The organism is Cellulomonas sp. ATA003, from assembly GCF_031582905.1.
Lineage (GTDB): Bacteria > Actinomycetota > Actinomycetes > Actinomycetales > Cellulomonadaceae > Pengzhenrongella.
Map to the genome: position 1 here is coordinate 500,566 of NZ_CP133990.1, position 23,303 is coordinate 523,868.

At 73.5% G+C, this 23,303-nt stretch carries 18 protein-coding genes and 5 pseudogenes; 16 read left to right on the forward strand and 7 right to left on the reverse strand.

Features of this window, described 5'->3' with window-relative positions; all coding sequences use genetic code 11:
• Positions 1-132: 132 nt before the first annotated feature.
• The 6 genes and pseudogenes from REH70_RS02505 to REH70_RS02530 all read right to left on the reverse strand — a co-directional run bounded on the left by REH70_RS02505 (position 133) and on the right by REH70_RS02530 (position 6,207).
• Entirely contained in the window at positions 133-831 is a 699-nt protein-coding gene (locus tag REH70_RS02505; protein ID WP_310751866.1) for a response regulator transcription factor, read from the reverse strand.
• Positions 828-2,270 (reverse strand): histidine kinase, encoded by a 1,443-nt coding sequence (locus tag REH70_RS02510; RefSeq protein ID WP_310751869.1) that lies wholly within the window; start codon positions 2,268-2,270, stop codon positions 828-830. Before REH70_RS02510 ends, REH70_RS02505 begins: the two co-directional genes overlap by 4 nt.
• Positions 2,271-2,376: 106 nt before the next feature.
• A complete protein-coding gene (locus tag REH70_RS02515; RefSeq protein ID WP_310751871.1) occupies positions 2,377-3,219 on the reverse strand; it encodes a hypothetical protein in 843 nt (280 codons plus the stop codon).
• A complete protein-coding gene (locus REH70_RS02520; RefSeq protein WP_310751874.1) occupies positions 3,216-4,100 on the reverse strand; it encodes a hypothetical protein in 885 nt (294 codons plus the stop codon). Before REH70_RS02520 ends, REH70_RS02515 begins: the two co-directional genes overlap by 4 nt.
• Positions 4,097-5,022: pseudogene (locus tag REH70_RS02525) on the reverse strand (ABC transporter ATP-binding protein). The gene REH70_RS02520 and the pseudogene REH70_RS02525 overlap by 4 nt, the downstream one beginning before the upstream one ends.
• A gap of 174 nt (positions 5,023-5,196) precedes the next feature.
• Positions 5,197-6,207, reverse strand: a complete 1,011-nt coding sequence (locus REH70_RS02530; protein ID WP_310751878.1) for a zinc-binding alcohol dehydrogenase family protein — start codon at positions 6,205-6,207, stop codon at positions 5,197-5,199.
• Positions 6,208-6,770: 563 nt separating this feature from the next.
• On the opposite strand from REH70_RS02530, the pseudogene REH70_RS02535 reads away from it, so the two are divergent.
• The 15 genes and pseudogenes from REH70_RS02535 to REH70_RS02600 all read left to right on the forward strand — a co-directional run.
• Positions 6,771-8,075: pseudogene (locus tag REH70_RS02535) on the forward strand (enolase C-terminal domain-like protein); the annotation flags it as partial.
• Between the two features lie 429 nt (positions 8,076-8,504).
• A pseudogene (locus REH70_RS02540) lies at positions 8,505-9,587 on the forward strand (ABC transporter substrate-binding protein); the annotation flags it as partial.
• Positions 9,588-9,614: 27 nt separating this feature from the next.
• Positions 9,615-10,541 carry a sugar ABC transporter permease gene (locus REH70_RS02545; RefSeq protein ID WP_310751880.1) on the forward strand — a complete coding sequence of 309 codons (927 nt, stop codon included), beginning with the start codon at positions 9,615-9,617 and terminating at the stop codon, positions 10,539-10,541.
• 34 nt (positions 10,542-10,575) lie between these two features.
• The gene (locus REH70_RS02550) at positions 10,576-11,271 is read left to right on the forward strand and encodes a carbohydrate ABC transporter permease (protein WP_310751882.1); all 696 of its coding nucleotides are present in this window, start codon (positions 10,576-10,578) and stop codon (positions 11,269-11,271) included.
• 222 nt (positions 11,272-11,493) lie between these two features.
• Positions 11,494-11,559 (forward strand): annotated as a pseudogene (locus REH70_RS02555) (hypothetical protein); the annotation flags it as partial.
• 41 nt (positions 11,560-11,600) lie between these two features.
• On the forward strand, positions 11,601-12,821 hold the full coding sequence (locus REH70_RS02560; RefSeq protein ID WP_310751885.1) for an alpha-L-fucosidase: 1,221 nt from the start codon (positions 11,601-11,603) through the stop codon (positions 12,819-12,821).
• Positions 12,822-12,930: 109 nt separating this feature from the next.
• Positions 12,931-13,176, forward strand: a complete 246-nt coding sequence (locus REH70_RS02565; RefSeq protein ID WP_396134713.1) for an L-rhamnose mutarotase — start codon at positions 12,931-12,933, stop codon at positions 13,174-13,176.
• The gene (locus REH70_RS02570; RefSeq protein ID WP_310751888.1) at positions 13,173-13,697 is read left to right on the forward strand and encodes an aldo/keto reductase; all 525 of its coding nucleotides are present in this window, start codon (positions 13,173-13,175) and stop codon (positions 13,695-13,697) included. The genes REH70_RS02565 and REH70_RS02570 overlap by 4 nt, the downstream gene beginning before the upstream one ends.
• A gap of 7 nt (positions 13,698-13,704) precedes the next feature.
• Positions 13,705-14,103, forward strand: coding sequence for an aldo/keto reductase (locus tag REH70_RS02575; protein ID WP_310751891.1), 399 nt, complete (start codon positions 13,705-13,707; stop codon positions 14,101-14,103).
• Between the two features lie 268 nt (positions 14,104-14,371).
• A complete protein-coding gene (locus REH70_RS02580) occupies positions 14,372-15,181 on the forward strand; it encodes a FadR/GntR family transcriptional regulator (RefSeq protein ID WP_310751895.1) in 810 nt (269 codons plus the stop codon).
• Complete coding sequence (locus REH70_RS02585) at positions 15,178-15,984, forward strand: SDR family oxidoreductase (RefSeq protein WP_310751898.1); 807 nt, start codon at positions 15,178-15,180, stop codon at positions 15,982-15,984. Before REH70_RS02580 ends, REH70_RS02585 begins: the two co-directional genes overlap by 4 nt.
• A 74-nt stretch (positions 15,985-16,058) precedes the next feature.
• Positions 16,059-16,913 carry a fumarylacetoacetate hydrolase family protein gene (locus REH70_RS02590; RefSeq protein WP_310751901.1) on the forward strand — a complete coding sequence of 285 codons (855 nt, stop codon included), beginning with the start codon at positions 16,059-16,061 and terminating at the stop codon, positions 16,911-16,913.
• A 107-nt stretch (positions 16,914-17,020) separates the two neighbouring features.
• Entirely contained in the window at positions 17,021-17,383 is a 363-nt protein-coding gene (locus REH70_RS20265) for a glycoside hydrolase N-terminal domain-containing protein (protein WP_396134649.1), read from the forward strand.
• On the forward strand, positions 17,266-19,503 hold the full coding sequence (locus tag REH70_RS02595; RefSeq protein ID WP_396134714.1) for a glycosyl hydrolase family 95 catalytic domain-containing protein: 2,238 nt from the start codon (positions 17,266-17,268) through the stop codon (positions 19,501-19,503). Before REH70_RS20265 ends, REH70_RS02595 begins: the two co-directional genes overlap by 118 nt.
• A gap of 62 nt (positions 19,504-19,565) precedes the next feature.
• Complete coding sequence (locus REH70_RS02600) at positions 19,566-20,423, forward strand: amidohydrolase family protein (protein ID WP_310751907.1); 858 nt, start codon at positions 19,566-19,568, stop codon at positions 20,421-20,423.
• On the opposite strand, the pseudogene REH70_RS02605 reads toward REH70_RS02600, so the two are convergent.
• Positions 20,407-21,437 (reverse strand): annotated as a pseudogene (locus REH70_RS02605) (aldo/keto reductase). The gene REH70_RS02600 and the pseudogene REH70_RS02605 overlap by 17 nt on opposite strands.
• Positions 21,438-21,740: 303 nt before the next feature.
• On the opposite strand from REH70_RS02605, the gene REH70_RS02610 reads away from it, so the two are divergent.
• Positions 21,741-23,273 carry an MDR family MFS transporter gene (locus REH70_RS02610; protein ID WP_310751910.1) on the forward strand — a complete coding sequence of 511 codons (1,533 nt, stop codon included), beginning with the start codon at positions 21,741-21,743 and terminating at the stop codon, positions 23,271-23,273.
• Positions 23,274-23,303: the final 30 nt, after the last annotated feature.

Below are 23,303 nucleotides of genomic sequence, written 5' to 3' on the forward strand. Positions count from 1 at the left end.
CACCGCATTGGGCAAGGTTGCGTCGCTCATAACCCAGAGGTCGCAGGTTCAAATCCTGCCCCCGCTACTCAAGTAGCACGACGAAGGCCCTCTCGATCTGCGGATCGAGAGGGCCTTCGTCGTGCTGGGGACTCAGTGGCGTGCCGCACCGCTTCCGACCAGCCCGCACTCGTAGGCGATGATCACGGCCTGCACGCGGTCCCGTGCCCCGAGCTTCGCGAACACGTTCCCCACGTGGGTCTTCACCGTGGTCTCCGACACGACGAGCTCGGCCGCGATCTCCGCGTTCGACGCGCCGTGCGCGATGAGGCGCAGGACGTCGAGCTCGCGCGGGGTGAGCACGCGCAGGCGGGGGTCCGGGCCGTCGCCGGAGGTGGCGTCGTGGTGGCCCGCCTCGCCGGTGGCGGGCAGGTGGGGCGCGAAGAGGTCGAGCATCCGGCGCAGCACGCGCGGGGCGACGACCGCGGTCCCCGCGGCGACCGTGCGGATCGCGTCGACGAGCTCGTCCGGGCGGGCCGACTTCAGCAGGAAGCCGCTGGCACCGGCGCGCAGCGCGGCGAACGCGAGGTCGTCGACGTCGAAGGTCGTGAGCACCAGCACGCGCGAAGCCGGGTGCTCGGCGACGATGTGCCGGGTCGCCTCGATGCCGTCCATGCCGGGCATGCGGATGTCCATGAGGACGACGTCGGGGGCCAGGGCGCCGACCTGCTCGAGCGCGACCCGGCCGTCGGCGGCCTCGCCGACCACCTCGAGGTCCGGCTCGGACTCGAGGACGAGCCGGAAGCCGACGCGCAGCAGCGCCTGGTCGTCCACGAGCAGCACCGTCGTCATCGTCCGTGCCCCTCCTGCGACCGCTCCTGCGACCGCTCCTGCGACCACACCGGCGACGACGGCAGCACCGCTCGCACCCGCCAGCCGCCGCCCGCGCGGGGCTCGGCCTCGACGTACCCGCCGAGCAGCGCGGCCCGCTCGCGCATGCCGACGAGGCCGCGGCCGGTCCCGGGACCGTCACCGGTGCGGGTGCCGCCGCTGTCGACGACCTCCACCTCGACCGTGTCGGGCGTGCGGCGTACCGCGACCTCGACAGACGCCGCCCCCGGCGCGTGCCGCAGCACGTTGGTCAGCGCCTCCCCGAGGATGCGGGTGACGGCGAGGCGCACCGACGTGTCGTCCGGCAGCGTGGTGTCCAGACCGGTCGCGGTGACCGGCATCCCCGCGGTCCCGAAGCGGTGCACGACGGTGGACAGGTCGACCTCCGTGGGAGCGACGCCATGGTCCTCGTGGTCGGCCCCCGGACCGAGCGCGCCGAGGACACGCTGCATGTCGGCCAGCGCGGACCGGCCGGTGCGCGCGACCTGGCGCACGGCGTCCCGGGACCCTGCCGGGGCGCGCTCGAAGGCGGCGTCGGCGCCGTCGGCGAGGGCGACCATGACCGACAGGCTGTGCGCGACGACGTCGTGCATCTCGCGTGCGATGTGCGCGCGCTCGGCGGCGCGGGCCAGGGCGGCGCTCTGGTCGCGCTCGCGGGCCAGCGCCCGGTAGCGCTCGACGAGGTCCTGCGCGTGCAGTCGGCGGGCCCGGGCGGCCGAACCCACGGCGACGCCGAGCAGCCCGAGCGCGAGCAGCAGGAGCACCGACCCCATGCGTCGGCCCGGCGAGAACAGCGGCTGCTCCAGGTAGCGCGTCGGCTCCCACGACGTGCCGGTCCCGGCGCTGAACCACGAGATGACCTCGATGAGCCCGAGGTCCTGCCAGCGCCACAGCGCGAGGGTGAGGGCCGTCAGGACGACCCCGAGGACGACCCAGGTGGTGAGCGTGCGGTGGACCGCCGCGACGCTGTAGAGGGCGCACGCGACGCAGGCGCCGAGCGCGCCGAGCACACCCGCGACGAGCAGGGAGAGCACGGCCACGCCGGTCAGCAGGACCGTGACGGTGATCGGTGCCGCGCGGCGCAGGAGCAGCAGGGCGGCACCGGCCGCGGCGCCGAGGAGCCAGGTGGCGGTGATCGGGGTGGCCACGTCCTCGTCGCGGGGGTAGAGGCCGAGGGCCTGGGCGCCGTCGGCTGCCTGCCAGACGAACATGGACCCGACGAGGCCGATGAGCAGGATGACGGCGGCGACGGCGAGGTCCATGACCCACGGGTGGGCCTGGATGAGCCGCGCGACCGGGCTGCCGCCGCTGACCTGCGCCTCGGTGAGCGGCGGATCCGGCGGCGCGTTGGTCGCGCCGGACCCTCCGGTCCGCGTCAGGGTGGCACGTCGGGTCGGCACCGTCCCACTCTCCCATCCCGGCTCCGGTGTGGTCCCTGACGCGGGCCCGGAGGCGGGGCTCGGTACCCGCGCGGCCGGTCGCCCGACCAACCGGGTGCCGGCACGGTCAGCGGACGTCATGGCGGCGCAGCCGGTACGCCGCCGCGGCGAGCACCACGAGGACCCACGCACCGAGGACGACCCCGCCGCCCCACGCCCCGAGCTGGGGGCCGCGCGTCGCCGCGTCGAGCGCCGCGAGCGCGGCGTCGTCCTGCGCGAGCCGGGCCCCGGACGACGGCAGGAGCGCGCGGATGGTGTCGGTGACGCGGCCGGGGTTGGCCGCGAGCAGGTGGTCACCGACGACGGCGAGCACCACCCCGGCGACGAGCGCGTCGGCGGGGCGGCGCAGCACAGCGCCCAGGCCGAGCCCGAGCAGGGCGACCGCCACGCACGCCACGACGAAGCCCACCAGCGCCCGGGACGTCCCCGGCACGGACAGGTCGAGCCCGGGGGCGTCACCGGCGCGCGCCGGTGTCGTCGCGAGGACCGAGGCGCCCAGCGCGGCGAGCGCCGTGACCAGCGCGGCGGCCGCCGTGACCCCGACCTGCGCGGCGAGGACGGGAAGGCGGCGGGGGACGGCGGCGAAGGTCGTCCGTGCCGTCCCGGTCGTGTGCTCCGACGTCCCGACCCCCGCGCCGAGGACCAGTGACCCGAGCTGGGCGACCAGGAGGCCCGAGGTGACCACCCAGGACCCGGACCGGCCGTCGTCGGGCCGGACGAACAGGCCCAGCCCGTACGCGACGCCCGCCGTGACGAGGACCGTGCCCAGCGCGAGCCAGGCGTTCGAGCCCACGCTCGTGAGCTTGGTCCACTCCGCGCGGAGCACCCGGGCCGGGGTGGGCCCCGTCCGGGCGGGAGCCCCGCGTGCCGCGCGGTGCGTTGCCCGGGGCGCCGGGGTGGCGGTCGTCATCGCACGTCCCGGCTGCGCAGGCGCACGGCCGCGGCCACGAGTGTGGTGACGACCCAGGCCGCGAGGACGAGGCCGCCGCCCACCGGCCCCAGGTCGGGTGTGCCGGGCACCGAGCCGGCCGAGGCGGGGACCGTCATGAGCTGGGCGGCGCCGCCGGGCGTGGCAGCCAGGAGCCAGCCGACGGCCGTCGTCCCGACGACCTCGTCGGTCGCGGCGAGCGAGGACGGGTCGGCGCCGCCCAGCAGCGGGTCGCTCGCCAGCGAGAGGACGACGGGCAGGATCAGCACCACGACGAGCGTCGTGAGCATGGCCGGGACGGTCCGGCGGAGCAGCGCGCCCAGCGAGAACCCGAGGAGCGCCAGCCCGACCCCGAACAGCACCATGCCGAGCAGGACCCCCGGGGTGTCGCCGGCGGTCAGCTCGAGCGGGAGGTCGCGCGACGCTGCTGCGGGCACGAGCGCCAGGACGCTCGTGGCCGTCGCGAGCACGGCCATGACGAGCGCGAACACCGTCACGGCCAGCGTCTGTGCGGCGAGCACCGGCAGGCGCCGGGGCACCAGGGTGAACGTCGTCCGGAAGGCGCCGGTGCGGAACTCGCCGGCCCCGACCAGCACCCCCAGGACGAGCGGCCCGATCTGGCCCAGCAGCAGGCCCGTGGAGACCGACCCGGTGGGCTGGAAGCCGGGGTCCGTCGAGGACGCCTGGGCGCTGAGGTAGGTGATCGCGCCGGTCACCACGACCGTCACGGCAGCGGTCCACCACGGCGAGCGCAGCGAGGTCAGCTTGGTCCACTCGGACGCGACGACGGAGGGGAACGTCGGGCCCGCGAGTGTGGGCGTCGCGGCCCGGCCGCGGTACGGCGCGCGCGTCGCGGCGCTCATCGGGCACCACCCCGGGCGTCGACCGCGCGGTACTCGACGGCGTCCCCCGTCAGCTGCAGGTACGCCTCCTCGAGCGTCCCCGACTCGGTGCCGAGCTCCAGGACGGTCACCCCGCACCGGCGTGCGGCGGTACCGACGTCGTCGACCGACGCGCCCCGCACGTGCAGGACCCCGCCCCCTGCGGCGCGACGTCCGCCCCGACGGAGACGAGCTCGTGGGCCAGCGGCTCGGGGTCGGTCGTCCGCACCCGCACGACGCCGGCGCGCTCCGAGCGGTCGACGATCTCGGCGACCGTGGCGTCGGCCAACAGCCGCCCGCGACCGATGATCACGACCCGGTCGGCGCACAGCGCGAGCTCGTGCATGAGGTGCGACGAGAGGAGCACCGTGCGGCCCTCGGCTGCGAGCTCGCGCACCAGCCGCCGCACCCACAGCACGCCGTCGGGATCGAGGCCGTTGACCGGCTCGTCGAGGACCAGCGTGGCCGGGTCGCCCAGCAGCGCCCCGGCGATGCCGAGCCGCTGCCCCATCCCGAGCGAGAACGTGCCCGCGCGGCGGTCGGCCGCCGGCTCCAGACCGGTCTGCGCGATGACCTCGCGCACGCGGGCCTTGCCGATGCCGTGGGTCTGCGCCATCGCGAGCAGGTGCTTGTACGCCGTGCGGCCCGGGTGCACCGAGCGGGCGTCGAGCATCACGCCCACCGCGTGCAGCGGCGCGGGCAGGTCGGCGTACCGGTGACCGGCGACGGTCGCCGTGCCGGACGTCGGGCGCTCGAGCCCGACGACGACGCGCATCGTCGTGGACTTGCCTGCGCCGTTGGGCCCCAGGAAGCCGGTGACCGTCCCGGGCCGGGCGGTGAAGGTCAGCCCGTCCACCGCCGTCGTGCTCCCGTAGCGCTTGGTCAGCGCCTCCACCTCGATCATGGCGTCTCCCTGTCCTCGGACGGCGGCCGGCTGGGCGTCCGTCGGCGACGCTACGGAGACGGTCGGGGTGCCCAGCACCTGCCGGCGGAGGAGATCCGGCCGGCGGCGCCCTCCTCCCGTGGGAGGAGGAGGCGGCACCGGGGACGACGGCGGGTGGGTGCGGGTCCGAGCAGGTCAGAAGTCGATGAGGACCTTGATGTTGCGCGCAGGATGCTCACGCAGGCCCTCCATGGCGTCCACCACCTCGGTGAACCGGCGGACCGAGGTGCGGACCGGTGCGATGTCCACCGTGCGTCTGCGGAGGAGCTCCAGCAGGGGACCGAACGCACCCAGACTGTTGCGGGACCCCACGACGTCGAGCTCCTTCTTGATGAGGACCGACTGGTTCAGGGTCACGTCGCGCGTGCCGTTCCCGATGAGAGCGATGACGCCCCCGAAGGCTGCCGCCTCGATGGCGTTGAGCAGGCTGACCGGGAGCCCGGTCGCCTCGCCGACGACGTCGAAGCCGTCGCCGCCGGTCGCAGCCGTCACGGCTTTCCCGACGTCGGTCCGGCGCAGGTCGTAGGTGCCCCGGGCGCCCATGGCTGCCGCGACCTCCAGGCGCTCCGGCAGGACGTCGGCGATCCACACGTCGGCGCCCATCGCCTGGGCGGAGACCATCGTCAGCATGCCGATCGCGCCGGCGCCGATCACCAGCACCCGGTGTCCTTCGACGACCCGCGCCCGCTTCATCGCGTGCCACCCGATCGAGAAGGGCTCGACCATGGCCGCGATCTGCGGATCGACGCCGGTGGCCGGGTGCAGCCGCTCGACGGGCATCACGATGTACTCCTGGAAGGCCCCGTCGCGGTGCACACCCATCGTCTCGTTCTGCTCGCAGCAGTTCACCCGTCCACGACGGCAGGGGTAGCACGCCCCGCAGTTGAAGTACGGGTTGCCGACCACGAGCAGCCCGGGGCGCAGGTGGGGCGCGTGCCCGTTGACGTCGACCACCTCAGCGGAGAACTCGTGCCCCGGGACGCGGGGATACGTCGCGAAGGGCTGCGTCCCTGCGACCGTCTGCAGGTCCGAACCGCAGATGCCCGCGTACCGCACGCGCAGCAGCGCCTCACCCGGGCCGGGAGCGGGTCTCGCTCGCTCGACGACGGCGATCTCGCCGGGGCTCACGACCTCAACGGCTCTCATCACATCTCCACCCTCGCAGGACACGACTCGATGCACGGCGGTGCGGCTCCACCGGGACCGGGAGCGTGGGGACCGCCGCGCCGACGGTTATTCATCAGATCTCTCACCGACAGTATCAACAGTCGGCACGCGACATGGTCGCGCTGGGGGGCGGAGGTGGGCGGCGAGCGCGGACCAGCATCGATCGCGGCCGCCGCCAGACTGAGGGGCGGGTCCGGCGTCGGTCCGCGCGAGCGCATGTCCGCGAGGAACATCAGAGGTCTGAGCGGGCAGGCTTGCTGGGCATCGAGCCGGTCGACCGTGCGCCACCGCGGGCCAGCGCGATCCGTGCCGGTAGCCAGCTCGCGCGCGCGACCTGCGCCGACGTTGCCATCTGGAGTCACCGGGCACCAATGTCCCGGCGCGCATCCGGCGCCGGGGAGGTCTCGCTGGGGGCCTGGTGTGCAGCAGGCTGAGCGTGCTATACATCAAACGTCTAATCATAGAAGGCCCGCACAGCGGCCCGTGGAGCAAGGACGCCCCGCGCGCAGCCGCCCGTGCCATGGAAGGACACCCACGCACACATGGCCACGATCACGGCACTCGAGACCCGGGATGTCAGGTTCCCGACGTCGCGCCAGCTGGACGGCTCCGACGCCATGAACCCGGACCCCGACTACTCGGCGGCCTACGTCGTCCTGCGGACCGACGAGGCGGCAGCGCCGGACGGGGCGGACCTGGAGGGGCACGGCCTGGTCTTCACGATCGGTCGCGGCAACGACGTGCAGACGGTGGCGATCTCGGCGCTCGCGCACCACGTCGTCGGCCTGGACCTCGACGAGGTGTGCGACGACCTCGGTGCGTTCTCGCGTCGGCTCACCGATGACTCCCAGCTGCGCTGGCTGGGGCCCGAGAAGGGCGTCATGCACATGGCGATCGGCGCGGTGGTGAACGCGGCGTGGGACCTGGCCTCCCGGCGCGCCGACAAGCCGCTGTGGCGCTTCATCTCGGACATGAAGCCGCAGCAGATCGTGTCCTGCATCGACTGGCGGTACCTGTCCGATGCCCTGACGCCCGACGAGGCCCTCGCCATGCTGAGGGAGGCGGCGGACGGCCGCAGCGACCGGCGTGCGTACCTCGAGGAGCACGGGTACCCGGCGTACACGACGTCGCCGGGCTGGCTCGGGTACTCCGACGAGAAGCTCGCCGTCCTGTGCCGCCAGGCGGTGGCCGAGGGCTACCGCACCATCAAGCTCAAGGTGGGGCTCTCGCTGGACGACGACGTCCGGCGCCTGGCGGTCGCGCGGGACGCCGTCGGTCCGGACGTCCGCCTCGCGGTCGACGCCAACCAGCGATGGGACGTCGAGGACGCCGTGCGCTGGATGTCGGCGCTGGAGCCCTACGACCTCGCCTGGATCGAGGAGCCCACCAGCCCGGACGACATCCTCGCCCACGCGGCGATCCGCTCCCGTGTCGGCGTACCCGTCTCCACCGGCGAGCACACGCCGAACCGCACGGTGTTCAAGCAGCTCATGCAGGCCGGCGCGGTGGACCTCATCCAGATCGACGCGACCCGTGTGGGCGGTGTGAACGAGAACCTCGCGATCCTGCTCCTCGCTCGCAAGTTCCGGGTGCCCGTCTACCCGCACGCCGGTGGTGTGGGGCTGTGCGAGCTCGTCCAGCACCTGGCGATGGCCGACTTCGTGGCCATCTCCGGGAGTCTGGAGGACCGCGCGGTGGAGTACGTCGACCACCTCCACGAGCACTTCGTCGACCCGGTGCGCATCGAGCGCGGGCGGTACCGGGCGCCGAGTGCACCCGGGATGAGCGCCCGCATGAAGCGGTCCTCGATCGAGGCCCACACCTACCCGGACGGTCGGGTCTGGCGGCACGACGCAGCGCACGACGCAGCGCCCGGCGCCGTCGTCGAGAGGGGGCCGTGGCGTGATCGGCCTCGGCGCCATCGACGTCGTGGACGACGTCGGGAGGAGGGCGGGGTCGCGTGCCCCGCGCTGCCACCCGTCCCGCGCCCGTCCGGCGTCGCGACGGTCGAGACCTGGTCGTGCCCGTCCGGCACTGACCGCACCACCACGAGCCTCCGACGGCCCGTGCCCTGCCCGATCGACGAAGGAGTCGGCATGAACTCGAAGAAGATGACCGCACTCGGTGCCGCCGGCCTGGCCACCGTGCTTCTCACCTCGTGCGGGGACGGCGGCAGCGGCGCCGGCGGCACCGGCGAGACCGCCGGCGGCGGGGCCTCGGCCGCCGCGTCCTCGATGTACACGTGGATCAGCAACGAGGGCGACCGCGAGCAGTGGCAGGCGTTCGTCACCGCCGCCCAGATGGAGGACCCGGACTTCACGCTCGAGATGGAGGGGCCCTCCTACCCCGACTACTGGACGGCGGTGCGCACGCGCATGGCCGCCTCGGACGCCCCGTGCATCCTCACCACGCAGGCCGCGCGCGCGCAGGAGCTCGCCGAGATCCTCATGCCGCTCGACGACCTCGCCGAGGACGCCGGCCTCGACGTGAGCATGTACAACGAGGCCATGATCGAGGGGATGACCCTCGACGGGACGCTCCGTGCCATCCCGTACGACGCCGAGCCGGTCGTCCTCTACTACAACAAGGACCTGCTCGCGGCCGCGGGGGTGGCCGAGCCGACCCTCGACTACACGACCGACCAGTTCCTCGAGGACCTCGAGGCGCTGACGACCGACGGCGTCTACGGGACCGCCGTGCCCCCCGCCTTCACCGGTGGCCCGGGCGTCCCGATCGCGTTCGCCAACGGTCACACCGCCGTGCAGGACGGTGAGCTGACCCTGACCGACCCCGAGTTCGTCGAGGAGATCCAGTGGGCCTTCGACCTCGTGGCCGAGCACGGCGTGGCGGAGGCCCCGCAGTCCGGTGACCCGGTGGACGTGCACCTCCAGGAGTTCATGGCCGGCAACGCGGCCATGCTCATCGAGGGCCCGTGGTTCTACGAGACCCTCAGCAGCGGCACGCAGGCCGAGGTGGGGATCGCCGTCGTGCCCTCGGACTCGGGCGAGCCGCGGGGCTTCATCCAGGGCTCCGGGTTCGGGATCTCGCAGTCGTGCGACGACCCGGAGGCTGCGTTCGCCACCATCATGAAGATCACCACGCCCGAGGTCGTCGGTGAGGTCGGCCGGAACCGCGGGACCGTGCCGTCGGTCGAGGCCTCGCTGGACGCGTGGGCCGAGGGCAAGCCGGAGTCCGACGTCGCGGTCGTCGAAGCACTGCTCGCGAACGGCGCGCCCCTGGAGACCACGGCCGACTGGAACCAGGTCGAGACCGCCTTCACGCGGTACTCCAGCGACGGCTACCGCGGCAACCGCACCGCGGAGGAGATCCTCACGGACGTGCAGGAATCGGTGCGATGACCACCGCCCCGACGGCCACCGTGCCGCGTGGGGGCGGTGGCGCCGCAGGACGGTCCGGCGAGCGACGGAGCGGGCCGGGTCGCCCCGGCGGGCGACGGGCGGCTCGCGCTGAAGTACCTCGCGCCCGGCATGACCGGGTTCGTGATCTTCATCGTCGTCCCGCTGGTCGCCTCGCTCGCGATCAGCCTGTTCCGGTGGCCGCTGTTCGGCGCGCCGGAGTTCGTCGGGGCGGACAACTACACCTACATGCTCGCCAGCGACCCGCAGTTCTGGCGTGTGCTCGGCAACACGGTGCTGTTCACCGTGGCCTACACCACGCTGAACCTCGTGCTCGCGGTCGCGATTGCGGTCTGGCTGCAGCGCCTGGGGTCGTGGGCGCCGTTCTTCCGGGTGCTGTTCTTCGTCCCGGTCGTGGTGCCGATGGTGGCGAACGCCCTGGTGTGGCGCCTGATGCTCGACGACGGCGGGCTCGTCAACTCGGTGCTGGCGCTGGTGGGGATCGACGGTCCGTCGTGGCTGGGCGACTCGACCCTGGCGATGGTGTCGCTGATCGCGATGTCGATCTGGCAGGGCATCGGCTACAACATCGTGGTCCTGTCGGCCGGCCTCAACAACATCAGCCCGAACGTCCTCGAGGCGGCGCTGATCGACGGCGCGACCGGGTGGGGCCGCTTCGCCAAGGTGATCTTCCCGATGCTGTCACCGTCGGTCTTCTTCTGCACGATCATGACCGTCATCGGTGCCTTCAAGGTCTTCACCCAGCCGTACATGCTCACGAACGGCGGGCCCGGTGACGCCACGAACACCCTGGTGCTGTACCTGTACCGCCAGGGGTTCTCGTTCAACGATCTCGGCTACGCCTCGGCGCTCGCCTGGGTGCTGTTCGTGTTCGTCATGCTGATCACGGCGCTGCAGTTCGTGGGCCAGAAGCGGTGGGTGAACTATGAGAGCTGACCAGCGCAGGACGTCGCCCTCGGCCGGGACCGTCGTGAGCCGGGTGGGCATCATCGTCGTCGGGGCCGTCTTCTTCGCCCCGTTCGTGTGGATGCTGGCGAGCTCCCTCAAGCCGAGCATGGAGGTCCTGTCCAGCGGCGGCAGCCTGGTCGGCTCGTCGGTCCAGTGGTCGAACTACGCCACCGTCTGGACGTCCATCCCGTTCGCCCGCATCATGCTCAACACCTTCTTCGTGGCCGCCACGGGGGCTCTTCTGGCCATGGTGGTCTCCCTGCTGTCGGCCTACGCGTTCTCCCGACTGACCTTCCGGTACCGCGACCGCTTCTTCCTCATCTTCCTCGGCAGCCTCGTCCTGCCGCAGGAGGTGCTCATCGTCCCCCTGTACATCATGGCCAACCGGGCGGGGCTGGTGGACACCTACGCGGTCCTCATCGTGCCGTTCGCTTTCGGCGCGTTCGGCGCCTTCATGCTCCGGCAGTTCCTGCTCACGCTGCCGCGCGACTACGAGGAGGCCGCGCGGCTGGACGGGGCCGGCCAGATCCGCATCCTCTGGCACGTCATCACGCCGCTGCTGCGCGCGCCGCTGAGCGTCGTGGGGGCGTTCATCTTCATCGAGTACTGGAACAGCTTCCTGTGGCCGCTCATCGTCATCAACAGCGCGGAGCGGGCGACGATCCCGCTCGGCCTGCAGATGTTCTCGGGGAGCGCGGGACGGACTGGGGGCCGCTGATGGCGGCGGCCACCCTCGCCGTCGTCCCGAGCCTGCTCATCGTCCTGGCCATGCAGAGGCAGCTCGCCAAGGGCATCAACCTCGGTGGCTTCGGCGGGCGCTGACGTCCGCCGACCGCCGCACCCCCACCGCAACGCACCCGCACCGCAACGCGCGCGACCACCCGCGCGACCACCCGCACGACCCACCGCACGAACCACACGCATACCGAAGGGGAACACGATGACCGACCGCGCCCGCTGGGACTCCCTGAGCCGACCCACCCCGGAGTGGTTCCGCAAGGCACCGTTCGGCATCTTCATCCACTGGGGCGCGTACTCGGTCCCCGCGTGGGGGAGCCGACCGGGGAGCTCGGGACGGTCGCCGAGGAGGAGTGGTTCGCCCACAACCCGTATGCGGAGTGGTACGACAACAGCATCCGCATCGACGGCAGCCCGGCGCAGCGGCACCACCGCGAGACCTACGGCGACCTGGCGTACGACGACCTGCTGGACATGTGGAAGGCGGAGAGCTTCGACGCCGGCGCGCTCATGGACGTCGTCGCCGGATGTGGCGCGGACTACGTCGTCCCGACCACGAAGCACCACGACGGGATCGGGTTGTGGGACGCCCCGGGTACCGGCACCCGCAACACCGTGCATCGCGGCCCGCAGCGCGACCTCATCGGCGAGATCAGCGCCGCGGCGAAGGAGCGAGGCATCCACCTGGGCCTGTACTACTCGGGCGGGCTGGACTGGCACGTGCGGCCGATGCCGCCGCACGTGACCTTCGAGAGCGTCCACGGCTCCGGGCGGCCCAAGGACGCCGAGTACGCCCGATACGCGTACGAGCACGTGCGGGACCTGATCGACCGCTACGAGCCCGACGTGTTGTGGAACGACATCGAGTGGCCCGACGAGGGCAAGCACTTCGGCGAGCACGGCCTGGGCACCCTGTTCGAGAGCTTCTACGCCCGCAACCCGCAGGGCGTCGTCAACGACCGGTGGGGTGTCCCGCACCACGACTACGCCACCAGCGAGTACCAGCTCGGGCGGGAGTCGGAGACCGAGGAGCAGTGGGAGAACAACCGCGGCATCGGGCTGTCCTTCGGCTACAACCAGGTCGAGGGACCCGAGCACTGCCTGGACGGCCCGGGGATCGCCCGCCACCTGACCGACGTGGTGTCGCGCGGCGGGCACTTCCTGCTGAACATCGGCCCGAAGGCGGACGGCACCATCCCGGGGAACCAGCTCGAGGCGCTGACCGTCATGGGCCGGTGGATGCGGGTCGCCAAGCCGCTGCTCGTCGGGGCGCAACGTGCGTCGACGGAGCCGGAGGCCGCCGGAGACGGGTGGGCGCGGGCGATCCGGACCGACGGCGGCGAGGTCTGCTTCGTCGACCGGCCGGACGGTGGTACCGAGCCGGTCGTGGTGACCGGCTGGACCCGCCCGGGTCAGCCGGTGACGAGCGTCGAGCCGTCGTGGGGAACCGCTGCCGTCCGGGACGACGGCGCCCTCGTCGTCGAGCCGGCCGAGGGCCGTCCCGGCCCCGTCGTCGTGCAGCAGGCGTGAGGGCCTCGGGGCCGGGGAGGGAGCCGACGATGCGTGTTGCCCTGCACACCCGCGTGACGGCCGGACGGAAGGAGGAGTACGACGCGGCGCACCGGGAGGTCCCCCGGAGCTGGTCGCAGCCATCCGCGCCGCCGGAGCCACCGAGTGGACCATCTGGCGCAGCGGGCAGGACCTGTTCCACGTGCTCGAGTGCGAGGACTACGCCGGGCTCCTGGCCGACCTCGAGCACCTGCCGGTCAACATCGCCTGGCAACGGCGTATGGCGACCATGCAGGAGGTCACCCACGACTACTCGCAGGCCGGCGGAGACGCGGGCCTGCCCGTGGTGTGGGACCTGACGGAGGAGGCGCGGTGACCTCGGTCTTCGGCTGCGCGGCGCTCGGCGGCCTGTACCGACCGGTCACGCGCGAGGACGCCCACGCCGCCCTCCGGGCGGCGTGGGACCTCGGCGTCCGGAGCTTCGACACCGCACCGCACTACGGCGTCGGGCAGTCCGAGGAGTACCTGGGCGAGTTCCTGCGGGACAGGCCGCGCGACTCCTTCACGGTGTCCACCAAGGTCGGTCGCCTGCTCGTGGCCGACACCGCGGTCGTCGACGGCACCGACGGGTTCTTCGGGACGCCCGCCCGCTCCCGGGTCCTCGACTACTCCACCGACGGGGTCCGCCGCTCGGTCGAGGAGTCGCTGGGCCGGCTGGGGCTGGACCGCGTCGACGTCGTCTTCGTCCACGACCCCGAGGACCACATGGCTCAGGCCCTCGGGGAGGCGGCGCCGGCCCTGGCCGAGATGCGCGACGCCGGCCGGATCACCGGCTTCGGGGTCGGCACCAACGACACCGAGGTCGCGGAGCGCTTCGTGCGCGAGACCCTGCAGTGACACGGTGATGATCGCCGGCCGCTACTCGGTGCTGGACCGTCGAGCCGAGCGGACGCTGCTGGCGGCCTGCGCGGAACGCGGCGTCCGAGTGCTCGTGGCGGGGGTCCTCAACTCGGGCCTGCTGGCCGACCCGCGGCCCGGCGCACCGTTCAACTACGCGCCGGCGCCGGACTGGCTGGTCGACACCGCCCGGCGGATGGCGGCGGCGTGCGAGGCCCGAGGTGTCACCCTGCGCGCCGCAGCGCTGCAGTTCCCGACCCGCCACCCGGCCGTGGATGCCGTGGTGACCGGGGCGGGCCGGGTCGCGTCCGTCCGCGACACGCACGAGCAGCTGCACGTGCCGATCCCGGACGACCTGTGGGCCGAGCTCGACGGTCTCGTGCCGGACCAGGACCGGCTGCCGTGACGGGACCGTGCGGCACCCGCCGGCTCGCGAGGCGCCACGAGAGATATGACCTCTTCCGCGGGCACTTCAGGTGTGTCCGTCCCGATGTTCGCGCGCGGTCGACCGCTCGCGTGGCGTCGGATGCCGCTCGGTGGTGGGCTACTGTCAGGTCATCCGACGAATGCAGCGGGGGAACCATGGCTCGACCCACGAGCGCCAGCGCCAGCGCCGGTGCCGGTGCCGGGAAGGTCCGGACGGCGACGTCGCCGTCGTCGACCCGGGTGCCCGGATGAGCGACGTGCGGGTGCGTCCCCGGTCCCGCAGCGACGAGGTCGTCGACGGCATCCGCCGGATGATCCTCGACGGTGAGCTGGTGCCGGGAAGCCGGCTCCCGGTGGAGAAGGACCTCGCGGACCTCCTCGGGGTCTCCCGCGGGTCGCTCCGCGAAGGGGTCCGGGCCCTGGCCATCCTCGGTGTGCTGGAGACACGTCAGGGCGACGGCACGTACGTGACCAGCCTCGGGCCCTCCATGCTGTTCGCCCCCGTCGGGCTGGCGGTGGAGCTGCAGGGCGAGACCGGTGGCGCCGAGTCCTTCCACGTCGTGCGACGCATCCTGGAGACCGAGGCTGCCGCGATGGCCGCGAGCACGATGGGCCCCGAGATGCTCGAGCACGCCCGCCAGGCCCTCGACGAGGCCACCGAGGTCCTCGGCCGTGCGCCGGTGGACCACGAGCTCCTCATGGGCTGCGACATCGCCTTCCACCGCGCGATCGCCATGGGCTCCGGCAACCCGGTGCTGGCCGCGTTGGTCGAGTCCCTGGCGAGCCGGACGGTCCGTGGCCGCCTGTGGCGCGGGCTGTCCGACGAGGGTGCGCTGCAGCGCACCCATGCCGAGCACGGGGCCATCCTCGCGGCGCTGGAGGCGCGGGACCCCGAGCGGGCCCGCGTGCGGATGGCCGTGCACCTGTTGGAGGTGGAGGACTTCATGCGGTCGCGCGACGCCGTCCCGGACGGCCAGCACCCTCACGAGCAGGTCGACCGGAACGGTGACCCCGACGACGTGCCGGCGTCGGCCGGCAGAGCAGAGGCACAGGGATGAGCGCAGTGGACCGGACGTCGCAGACGGGGAGCGCCGGCGGAGAGTTCGACGGGATCCGGGCGGTCGTCACCGGCGGCGCCGCCGGCATCGGTGCCGCCATCGTGACCGCGCTGCTGCGGCGCGGGGCAGCCGTGGTGTCCCTGGACCGGACGACGGACGGGGTGCCCGAGGGAGCCCTCGGCGTCGTCGGCGACCTCCGCGACGACGCCGCCGTGCGAGCAGCCGTCGCCCAGGCGGCCGACCACCTGGGCGGGATCGACGTGCTGGTCAACAACGCCGGCATCGGGGCGCGCGGCACCGTGGAGGAGAGCACGGACGAGGACTGGCTCCGCGTCCTGGACGTCAACGTCCTGGGGATCGCGCGGGCCACGCGTGCCGCCCTGCCGCACCTGCGCGCCTCCGCCCACGCCGCCGTCGTCAACACGTGCTCGATCGCCGCGTGGGCCGGCCTGCCCGACCGCGCCGTCTACGCGACGTCCAAGGGCGCCGTCCAGGCGCTGACGCTGGCCATGGCCGCCGACCACGTCGGGGACGGGATCCGGGTCAACTGCGTCAACCCGGGGACCGTCGACACGCAGATGGCGCGCGGCCACATCGCGTCCGCCGCGGATCCGGCCGCCGAGCTGGCGGCGATGGAGGCGCGGCAGGCGACCGGCCGGATGGTCACCCCCGACGAGGTGGCGCACGCCGTGTGCTACCTCGCCAGCCCGCTGGCGACCTCCACCACCGGCACGGCGCTCGCCGTCGACGGCGGCATGCACGGGCTGCGCCTGCGCGGTGCCGCCGCCTCCCAGCGCGGCTGAGGCCGCGGTACGCGCCACCACCTCGCCGGCCCGCGCCCGGCCACGTCCCAACCACACCTCTCGGAGGAGAACCCGTGCGACTCATGCGACTCGGCGCCGCCGGAGCCGAGGTGCCCGCCGTCCAGGACGGGAGCACCGTGCTCGACCTGCGCCCCGTCACCGCCGACCTCGACCCCGCGTTCTTCGCCGGCGGCGGGATCGCGGCGGTGCGCGCGGCGCTCGACGCCGGCGCGCTGCCCGAGCTCACCGGCGCGCGGTCGCTCCGGCGCGGGGCGCCGGTCGCTCGTCCCGCCGCAGTGATCTGCGTCGGGCAGAACTACGCGGCTCACGCGGCGGAGTCGGGGGCGGAGCCGCCCACCACCCCGATCATCTTCCACAAGCACCCGGGCACCGTCGTCGGGCCGGACGACGACGTGCTGGTGCCGCCGGGCGCCACCACCGTGGACTGGGAGGTCGAGCTCGCCGTCGTGATCGGCGCGCGCGCACGCTACCTGCCGGACCGTGGGTCGGCGGTCGCGCACATCGCCGGCTACACCGTCTCCAACGACGTCAGCGAGCGCACGTACCAGCTCGAGGAGTCGGGCGGGCAGTGGTCGAAGGGCAAGTCGTGCGAGACCTTCAACCCGCTCGGGCCGTCCCTCGTCACCGCCGACGAGGTGGACCCGGCGGGTCTCCGGCTGCGGTCCTGGGTCAACGGCGAGCCGCGCCAGGACTCCTCCACCGCGGACATGATCTTCGACGTCCCGTACCTCGTCTGGCACCTGTCCCAGTACCTCGTGCTCGAGCCGGGGGACGTCGTCAACACCGGCACCCCGCAGGGCGTGGCCCTGTCCGGACGGTTCCCGTACCTCCGGGCGGGCGACGTGATGGAGATCGAGATCGAGGGCCTGGGCCGCCAGCGGCAGACCCTGCGGGACGCCGTGGTTTGACCGAGAGGCCGACGGGCCGACGGGCCCCAAGGCGGCCGGCGCACCGACGCACGACCCCCGACCGACGACGACCACACCCGTGGCACCCGGCAGAGGACACACCGCACATGGCAGACCCCGCCCGCTCCCACGACGCCGCGACCCCTGGCTCGGCGACGACCCTGCGGTACACCTCGCCCCCGGAAGGGTGGGTGGAGGCGCTGCCGATCGGCAACGGACACCTGGGCGCCATGGTGTTCGCCGGGACCGCCCGCGACCGGCTGCAGATCAACGACGACACCTGCTGGTCCGGGTCCCCTCGGCTCGCCCCTGTACGCGGTGCCGACCTGCCGACGGGGAGGGCCCGGAGGTGCTGCGCGCGGCCCGGGCCGCCCTCGCGGACGGCGACGTGCGGGAGGCCGAGCGTCAGGTCATGCGGCTCCAAGGCGGGTACGTCGAGTCCTACCAGCCGCTCGTGGACCTGTGGCTGACCGTGCCCGACGGCGCGGCGGGCTCCGGCCCGGCGACCGACTACCGGCGCTGGCTCGACCTCGGTGAGGGCACCGCCGGGCACACGTGGAGCACCGGCTCGGGGACCGTCGAGCAGGAGGTGTTCGTCAGCCGCCCCGCCGGCGTGCTCGTGCTGCACCGCACCGGTACCGCCCCGATGGACGTCGACGTCGCGGTGACCTCGGTGCACACCCTGACGGGCGTCGAGCAGGACTCCGCGCCGGACGGCGCCGACTGGTCGGCCGCCGTCCGGATGCCGGCGACCGTGCTCCCCGACTACGTCCCCACGACCGGGACCGGCGTGACCCCGAGCCCGGGCCCCGGGGACGGCGTCACGTGCGCCGTCGGCGTGCGGGTCCGCACCGACGGCCGGTCCGCCCCCGTGCCCGGCGGCGTCGAGGTCCGCGGCGCGACCTGGATCACCGTCCTGCTGACCTCCGAGAGCGACTACGCCGACGCGGTCACCCCGCTCCACGGCGACCTCGCCCGGCTGCGTGCCGTCGCGCACGAGCGGCTGACCGCGGCCGCCGACGCCGGCGTGCCCGCGCTGCGCGAGCAGCACGTCGCCGACCACGGTGCGCTGTTCGGCCGCGTGGCGCTGCGACTGGGGCCCGTCGACGGGCCGCCCCAGCGGTCCCTGCCCACGGCCGACCGGCTCGCCCGCAACGCCGAGACCCATGACGACCTGGACCTGGCCGCCCTCGCGTTCCAGTACGGCCGGTACCTGACGATCGCCGGGTCACGCCCGGGGACCCTCCCGCTGAACCTGCAGGGCATCTGGAACGAGTCCCCGCGACCGCCGTGGAGCTCGAACTACACCATCAACATCAACACCGAGATGAACTACTGGCCCACGCTGAGCACGAACCTCGCGGAGTGCCAGGAGCCGCTGACCCGCTGGCTCGAGCAGCTCGCCGCGGCCGGTCGCGCGACCGCCCGCGAGCTCTACGACCAGCCCGGGTGGACCGCGCACCACAACTCCGACGCATGGGCGTTCGCCGAGCCGGTCGGGCAGGGCGGGGACAACCCGGGGTGGTCGTTCTGGCCGTGGGGTGGCGTCTGGCTGACCCGTCACCTGGTCGAGCACCACGACTTCCTGGGCGACGACGCGGCGCTGCTCCGGGCATGGCCGGTCATCGCCGGTGCGGTGGACTTCGTGCTCGGGTGGTTGGTCGAGCTGCCGGACGGGACGCTGGGGACGTGCCCGGCCACGAGCCCGGAGAACTCCTACCTCGCCCCCGACGGCCGCCCGGCCGCGGCGACGACGTCGACGACGTCGGACCTCGCGATGGCGCGGGACCTGCTGGAGAGCGCACGCCGGGTGTCGGCGGTCGTGCTGACCGGGGACCCCGCGGCCGAGCGTCAGCACGCCGAGCTGGTCGCCCGGATCGACGCGGTGCTGGAGCGGCTCCCCACCGAGCGCGTGACGGCGGACGGCCGCATCGCCGAGTGGCACCTCGCCGACCTGGTCGAGGCCGAGCCCGAGCACCGGCACCAGTCGCACCTGTACGGCGTGCACCCGGGCGGCCGGATCGACCCCGACCAGGACCCGGCGCTGGCCGCGGCGGCCCGCGCGAGCCTCGACGCCCGGGGTCCGGAGTCGACCGGGTGGTCGCTCGCCTGGCGGCTGAACCTGCGTGCACGGCTGCGCGACCGCCGGGGCGCCGAGCTCATGGTCGAGAACTTCCTGCGCCCGGTGCCGGCCGAGGCCGACCACGCGGTGTCCGTCCGTGGGGGCGGCGTCTACCGCAGCCTGCTGTGCGCGCACCCGCCGTTCCAGATCGACGGGAACTTCGGGTTCACGGCGGGGGTGGCCGAGCTCCTGGTGCAGAGCCACCGGTTCGCGGAGGGCGCCCCGGGGCGCCGGGAGATCCATCTCCTGCCGTGCCTGCCGCCGTCATGGCGGGACGGCGCCGTCCGCGGGCTGCGCGCCCGGGGCGGGCTCGTCGTGGACGTGGAGTGGTCGGGCGGCGCCCTCGACCGGGCGGTCCTCACGGCGGACCGCGACACGACGGCCGTCGTCCGCCTCGGCGACGCCACGGCGACGATGCGCCTGACCGCCGGCCTGCCCGTCGAGGCCCCGCTGCGTGGGGTGGTGTGACCGTGGCGAGGAGGTCCGTCGCAGCCGACCAGCCACACCGGGAGGACCGTCCGCAGGACGTCGTGGACGCCCACCACCACCTGTGGGTGCGGGCGCGACACCCCCAGACGTGGATGGACCCGACGAGCATGGCGGCGATCGACGACGACTTCACCGAGGCGGACTACGCCGACCTCGCCCGGTCGGCGGGTGTGACGGCGTCCGTCGTCGTGCAGTCGGTGCACGCCCCCAGCGAGACGCCCGAGCTGCTGGCCGTCGCCGGTACGAGCGATGTCGTCCGCGGCGTCGTGGGCTGGGTCGACCTCGAGTCGCCCGACGTGGCGGAGCGGCTCGCGGCGCTGCGGGCGGCGCCGGGCGGTGACCGGCTGGTCGGCATCCGGCACCTGGTCCAGTCCGAGCCGGATCCCGACTTCCTGGCGCGGCCGTCGGTCCGTCGAGGGGTCGCCGCCGTGGGTGACGCCGGGCTCGTCTACGACCTGCTCGTCAGCGACGGCCAGCTCGGGGCGGCGGCCGACCTCGTGGGCGCGCTGCCCGGGACCACCTTCGTCCTCGACCACCTCGCCAAACCGGATCTCGTGCACGGCGACCTGACCCGGTGGGCCGAGGACCTCCACCGTCTCGCCGCGCACCCGAACGTCGCCGCGAAGGTCTCGGGGCTGGTCACCGAGGCGGACTGGTCCCGATGGACCGTCGCCGACCTCCGCCCGGCGGTGGACCGTGCGTTCGACGCGTTCGGGCCCGACCGCGTCATGTTCGGCTCCGACTGGCCGGTCCTCAACCTCGCGGGGGACTACGGGCGATGGCTGGACGCGGCGGCGGCCCTGCTCCCCGCGGCCTGGGGCACCGACGAGCGCGCCGCGTTCTGGGGTGGCAACGCCCGGCGGACCTACCGCCTCGGGGGCCTCAGCGACCGCCCGTGAGGACGCGGTGACGCTGCTGGACCCCGGCGGGACCGTAGGGATAGTCGTCGGCGCGAGGAGCGCTCGCGCTCGACAGCGCCTCGAGCTCGGCCGCGGTCAGCTCGAGGTCGGCCGCCGCGAGGTTGTCGGTCAGCTGCTCGGTGGTGCGGGCACCGAGGATCACCGAGGTGACCCCGGGCTGGGCTCCGAGCCAGGCGAGTGCGACCTGGGGGGCGGAGACCCCGTGCGCGTCCGCCACCGCGCCGACGGCGTCGAGGACCTGCCAGGTGCGCTCGTCGGCGTTGCGCGCGGCCCACGCCTCCATGCCCCGGGTCGGGTTCTCCCCGAGGCGGGTGGCGCCGGTCGGGTCGACGTCGCGCTGGTACTTGCCGCTCAGCCACCCACCGGCCAGCGGTGACCACGGCAGCAGCCCGAGGCCGGCGTCCAGCGCTGCGGGCACGACCTCGTGCTCGATGTCCCGCACGAGCAGGTTGTACTGGGGCTGCAGGGTCACCGGCGCGGTCCAGCCGTGCGCGCGTGCGACGTGCACCGCCTTGGTCAGCTGCCAGCCCAGGTAGTTCGAGAAGCCGTAGTACGAGATCTTGCCGGCGGCGACGGCGTCGTCCAGGAAGCGCAGCGTCTCCTCGACCGGGGTGAGTGCATCCCAGGCGTGCACCTGGTAGAGGTCCACGTGGTCCTCCCCAGCCGGCGCAGCGACGCGTCGAGCGCATCACGCAGGTGCCGGCGGGACAGCCCCAGGTCGTTGGGGCCCTGTCCCATGGGGAACCTGCCCTTGGTGGCGACGACCATCTGCGCCGCGTCGGTCGGGTGCTGGGCCAGCCAGCGGCCGATGATCTCCTCCGACACGCCCGCGCTGTACACGTCCGCGGTGTCCAGGAAGGTGCCGCCGGACTCGACGAAGGTCTCCATGATCCGTCCGGAGGTCTCCTCGTCCGCCTCGGCGCCGAACGTCATGGTGCCCAGGCACTGGGTGGAGACGACGGCGCCGCTGCGCCCGAGAGTGCGGTACTGCACGGTGAGGCCCTTCGACGACGGGTGACCGGGACTCGGGTGTCCCGCGGCCGCGACGTCCCGACGGGCGTCGTACACCCACCTTGACCCGCCGGTCCGGGCGGCGCGAGCCCAGCACCTATCGCGTCGCACCATGACCGTGCGCCCACCTAGACTCCGTGCGCCGCCTCGAGCGGCACAGGTACCGCCTCGAGCGGCACGGCTCACCGTGGGGACCACCGCCGGTGCGCGCCCGGGCGGTCATGGCGCGGCCACGCGCGCGTGCCCCGGGTCGGGCGTTCCATCGACCACGCAGAAGGGCATCATGTGAGCGGCCGCACGGACGCAGACGTCGAACGCGGCGACGGGCGTCGACCTGTCGCCATCCCGCCCGCGCAGGTCGACCGCCCCGCCGTCGACGTCGACCCGTCGGCCCACCGGCTCTCGCGCCAGCACCGCAGCGTCATCCTCGTGCTGATGGTCGCCGCGTTCACCGTGATCCTCAACGAGACCGTGATGAGCGTCGCGCTGCCGGTGCTGCAGGTGGACCTCGGGGTCGCGCTGAGCGTGGCCCAGTGGCTGACGACCGCGTACATGCTGACCATGGCGGTCGTCATCCCGCTCACGGGGTTCCTCATCCAGCGCGTGCCGACCCGATCGCTCTTCATCCTGGCGATGAGCGTGTTCAGCGCGGGGACCCTGGCGGCGGCGCTGGCCCCCGGTTTCGGCATGCTGCTCGCGGCCCGCATCGTCCAGGCGTCCGGCACGGCGATCATGATGCCGCTGCTGATGACGACGGTGATGACCCTCGTCCCGGTGGCGCGACGCGGCCTGATGATGGGCAACATCTCGATCGTCATCTCGGTCGCGCCGGCCCTGGGGCCGACCCTCTCAGGGTTCATCCTCGGCCAGTTCGGCTGGCGCGCGATCTTCCTCGTCGTCCTGCCGATCGCGCTCCTCACGCTCGCGCTGGGTGCGAGGTGGCTCGTCCCCGTCGCGGACACCACGCGTGCTCGGGTGGATCTGATGTCCGTCCCGTTCGCCGCGCTCGGGTTCGGCGGACTCGTCTACGGGATGGCGAGCATCGGTGAGGCAGCGGAGGGCGAGGCGGCGATCCCGGTCGGCGTGCTGTTCACCGTCGGCGGTGCCTTCCTGCTCGCGTTCGTGGCGCGGCAGATCATCCTGCAGCGCAGCGACCGTGCGCTGCTCGACCTGCGCGTCTTCCGCTCGTCGGTCTTCTCGATCTCGATGGTCGCGATGCTGCTCGCGACCGCGACGATGTTCGGCGCCTTCGTCCTCATCCCGCTGTTCGTCCAGCGGGGGCTCGGGCTGGACCCGCTGCAGACGGGGCTCATCACCTTGCCGGGAGGCCTGGCGATGGGGATCGCCAGCCCGCTCGTCGGGCGGATCTACGACGCCCACGGACCGCGCGCGCTGCTCCTCACGGGCGCGCTGCTGATGAGCGGCAGCCTGTGGGTCCTGTCCACCGTGAGCGCGGCCACCTCGACGGCCCTGCTGGTCGGCGCCAACGTCGCGATCATGGTGGCCCTCGCGGCGACCTTCACGCCGCTCATGACGGCCGGCCTCGGATCCCTGCCGCCGCGGCTCTACTCGCACGGCAGCGCCGTGCTCGGCACCCTCCAGCAGGTCGCCGCCGCCTCGGGGACCGCCGTCTTCGTCACCGTGGTCGCCGTCGCCGCGACGGCGGCCGGGAGCGACACCACCGAGGCGACGGGCACGATCGCCGGTGTCCGTGCCGCCTTCCGGGTCGCCGCCGTCGTCTCGCTCGTCCTGATCCCCGCGGTGCTGCTCGTACGCAAGCCGACCTCGGCCGCGCCGTCCGGTGTCCTGGCGCACTGACCTCCCCGGCCGGCCGGGGAGGATGGGCCC

Excerpts from the sequence above, each read along its gene's own strand:
- REH70_RS02530 (WP_310751878.1), bottom strand. The coding sequence starts at position 6,207 with ATGAGAGCCGTTGAGGTCGTGAGCCCCGGCGAGATCGCCGTCGTCGAG.
- REH70_RS20265 (WP_396134649.1), top strand. The coding sequence starts at position 17,021 with ATGGCAGACCCCGCCCGCTCCCACGACGCCGCGACCCCTGGCTCGGCG.
- REH70_RS02520 (WP_310751874.1), bottom strand. The coding sequence starts at position 4,100 with ATGAGCGCCGCGACGCGCGCGCCGTACCGCGGCCGGGCCGCGACGCCC.
- REH70_RS02515 (WP_310751871.1), bottom strand. The coding sequence starts at position 3,219 with ATGACGACCGCCACCCCGGCGCCCCGGGCAACGCACCGCGCGGCACGC.
- REH70_RS02585 (WP_310751898.1), top strand. The coding sequence starts at position 15,178 with ATGAGCGCAGTGGACCGGACGTCGCAGACGGGGAGCGCCGGCGGAGAG.
- REH70_RS02580 (WP_310751895.1), top strand. The coding sequence starts at position 14,372 with ATGAGCGACGTGCGGGTGCGTCCCCGGTCCCGCAGCGACGAGGTCGTC.
- REH70_RS02575 (WP_310751891.1), top strand. The coding sequence starts at position 13,705 with ATGATCGCCGGCCGCTACTCGGTGCTGGACCGTCGAGCCGAGCGGACG.
- REH70_RS02505 (WP_310751866.1), bottom strand. The coding sequence starts at position 831 with ATGACGACGGTGCTGCTCGTGGACGACCAGGCGCTGCTGCGCGTCGGC.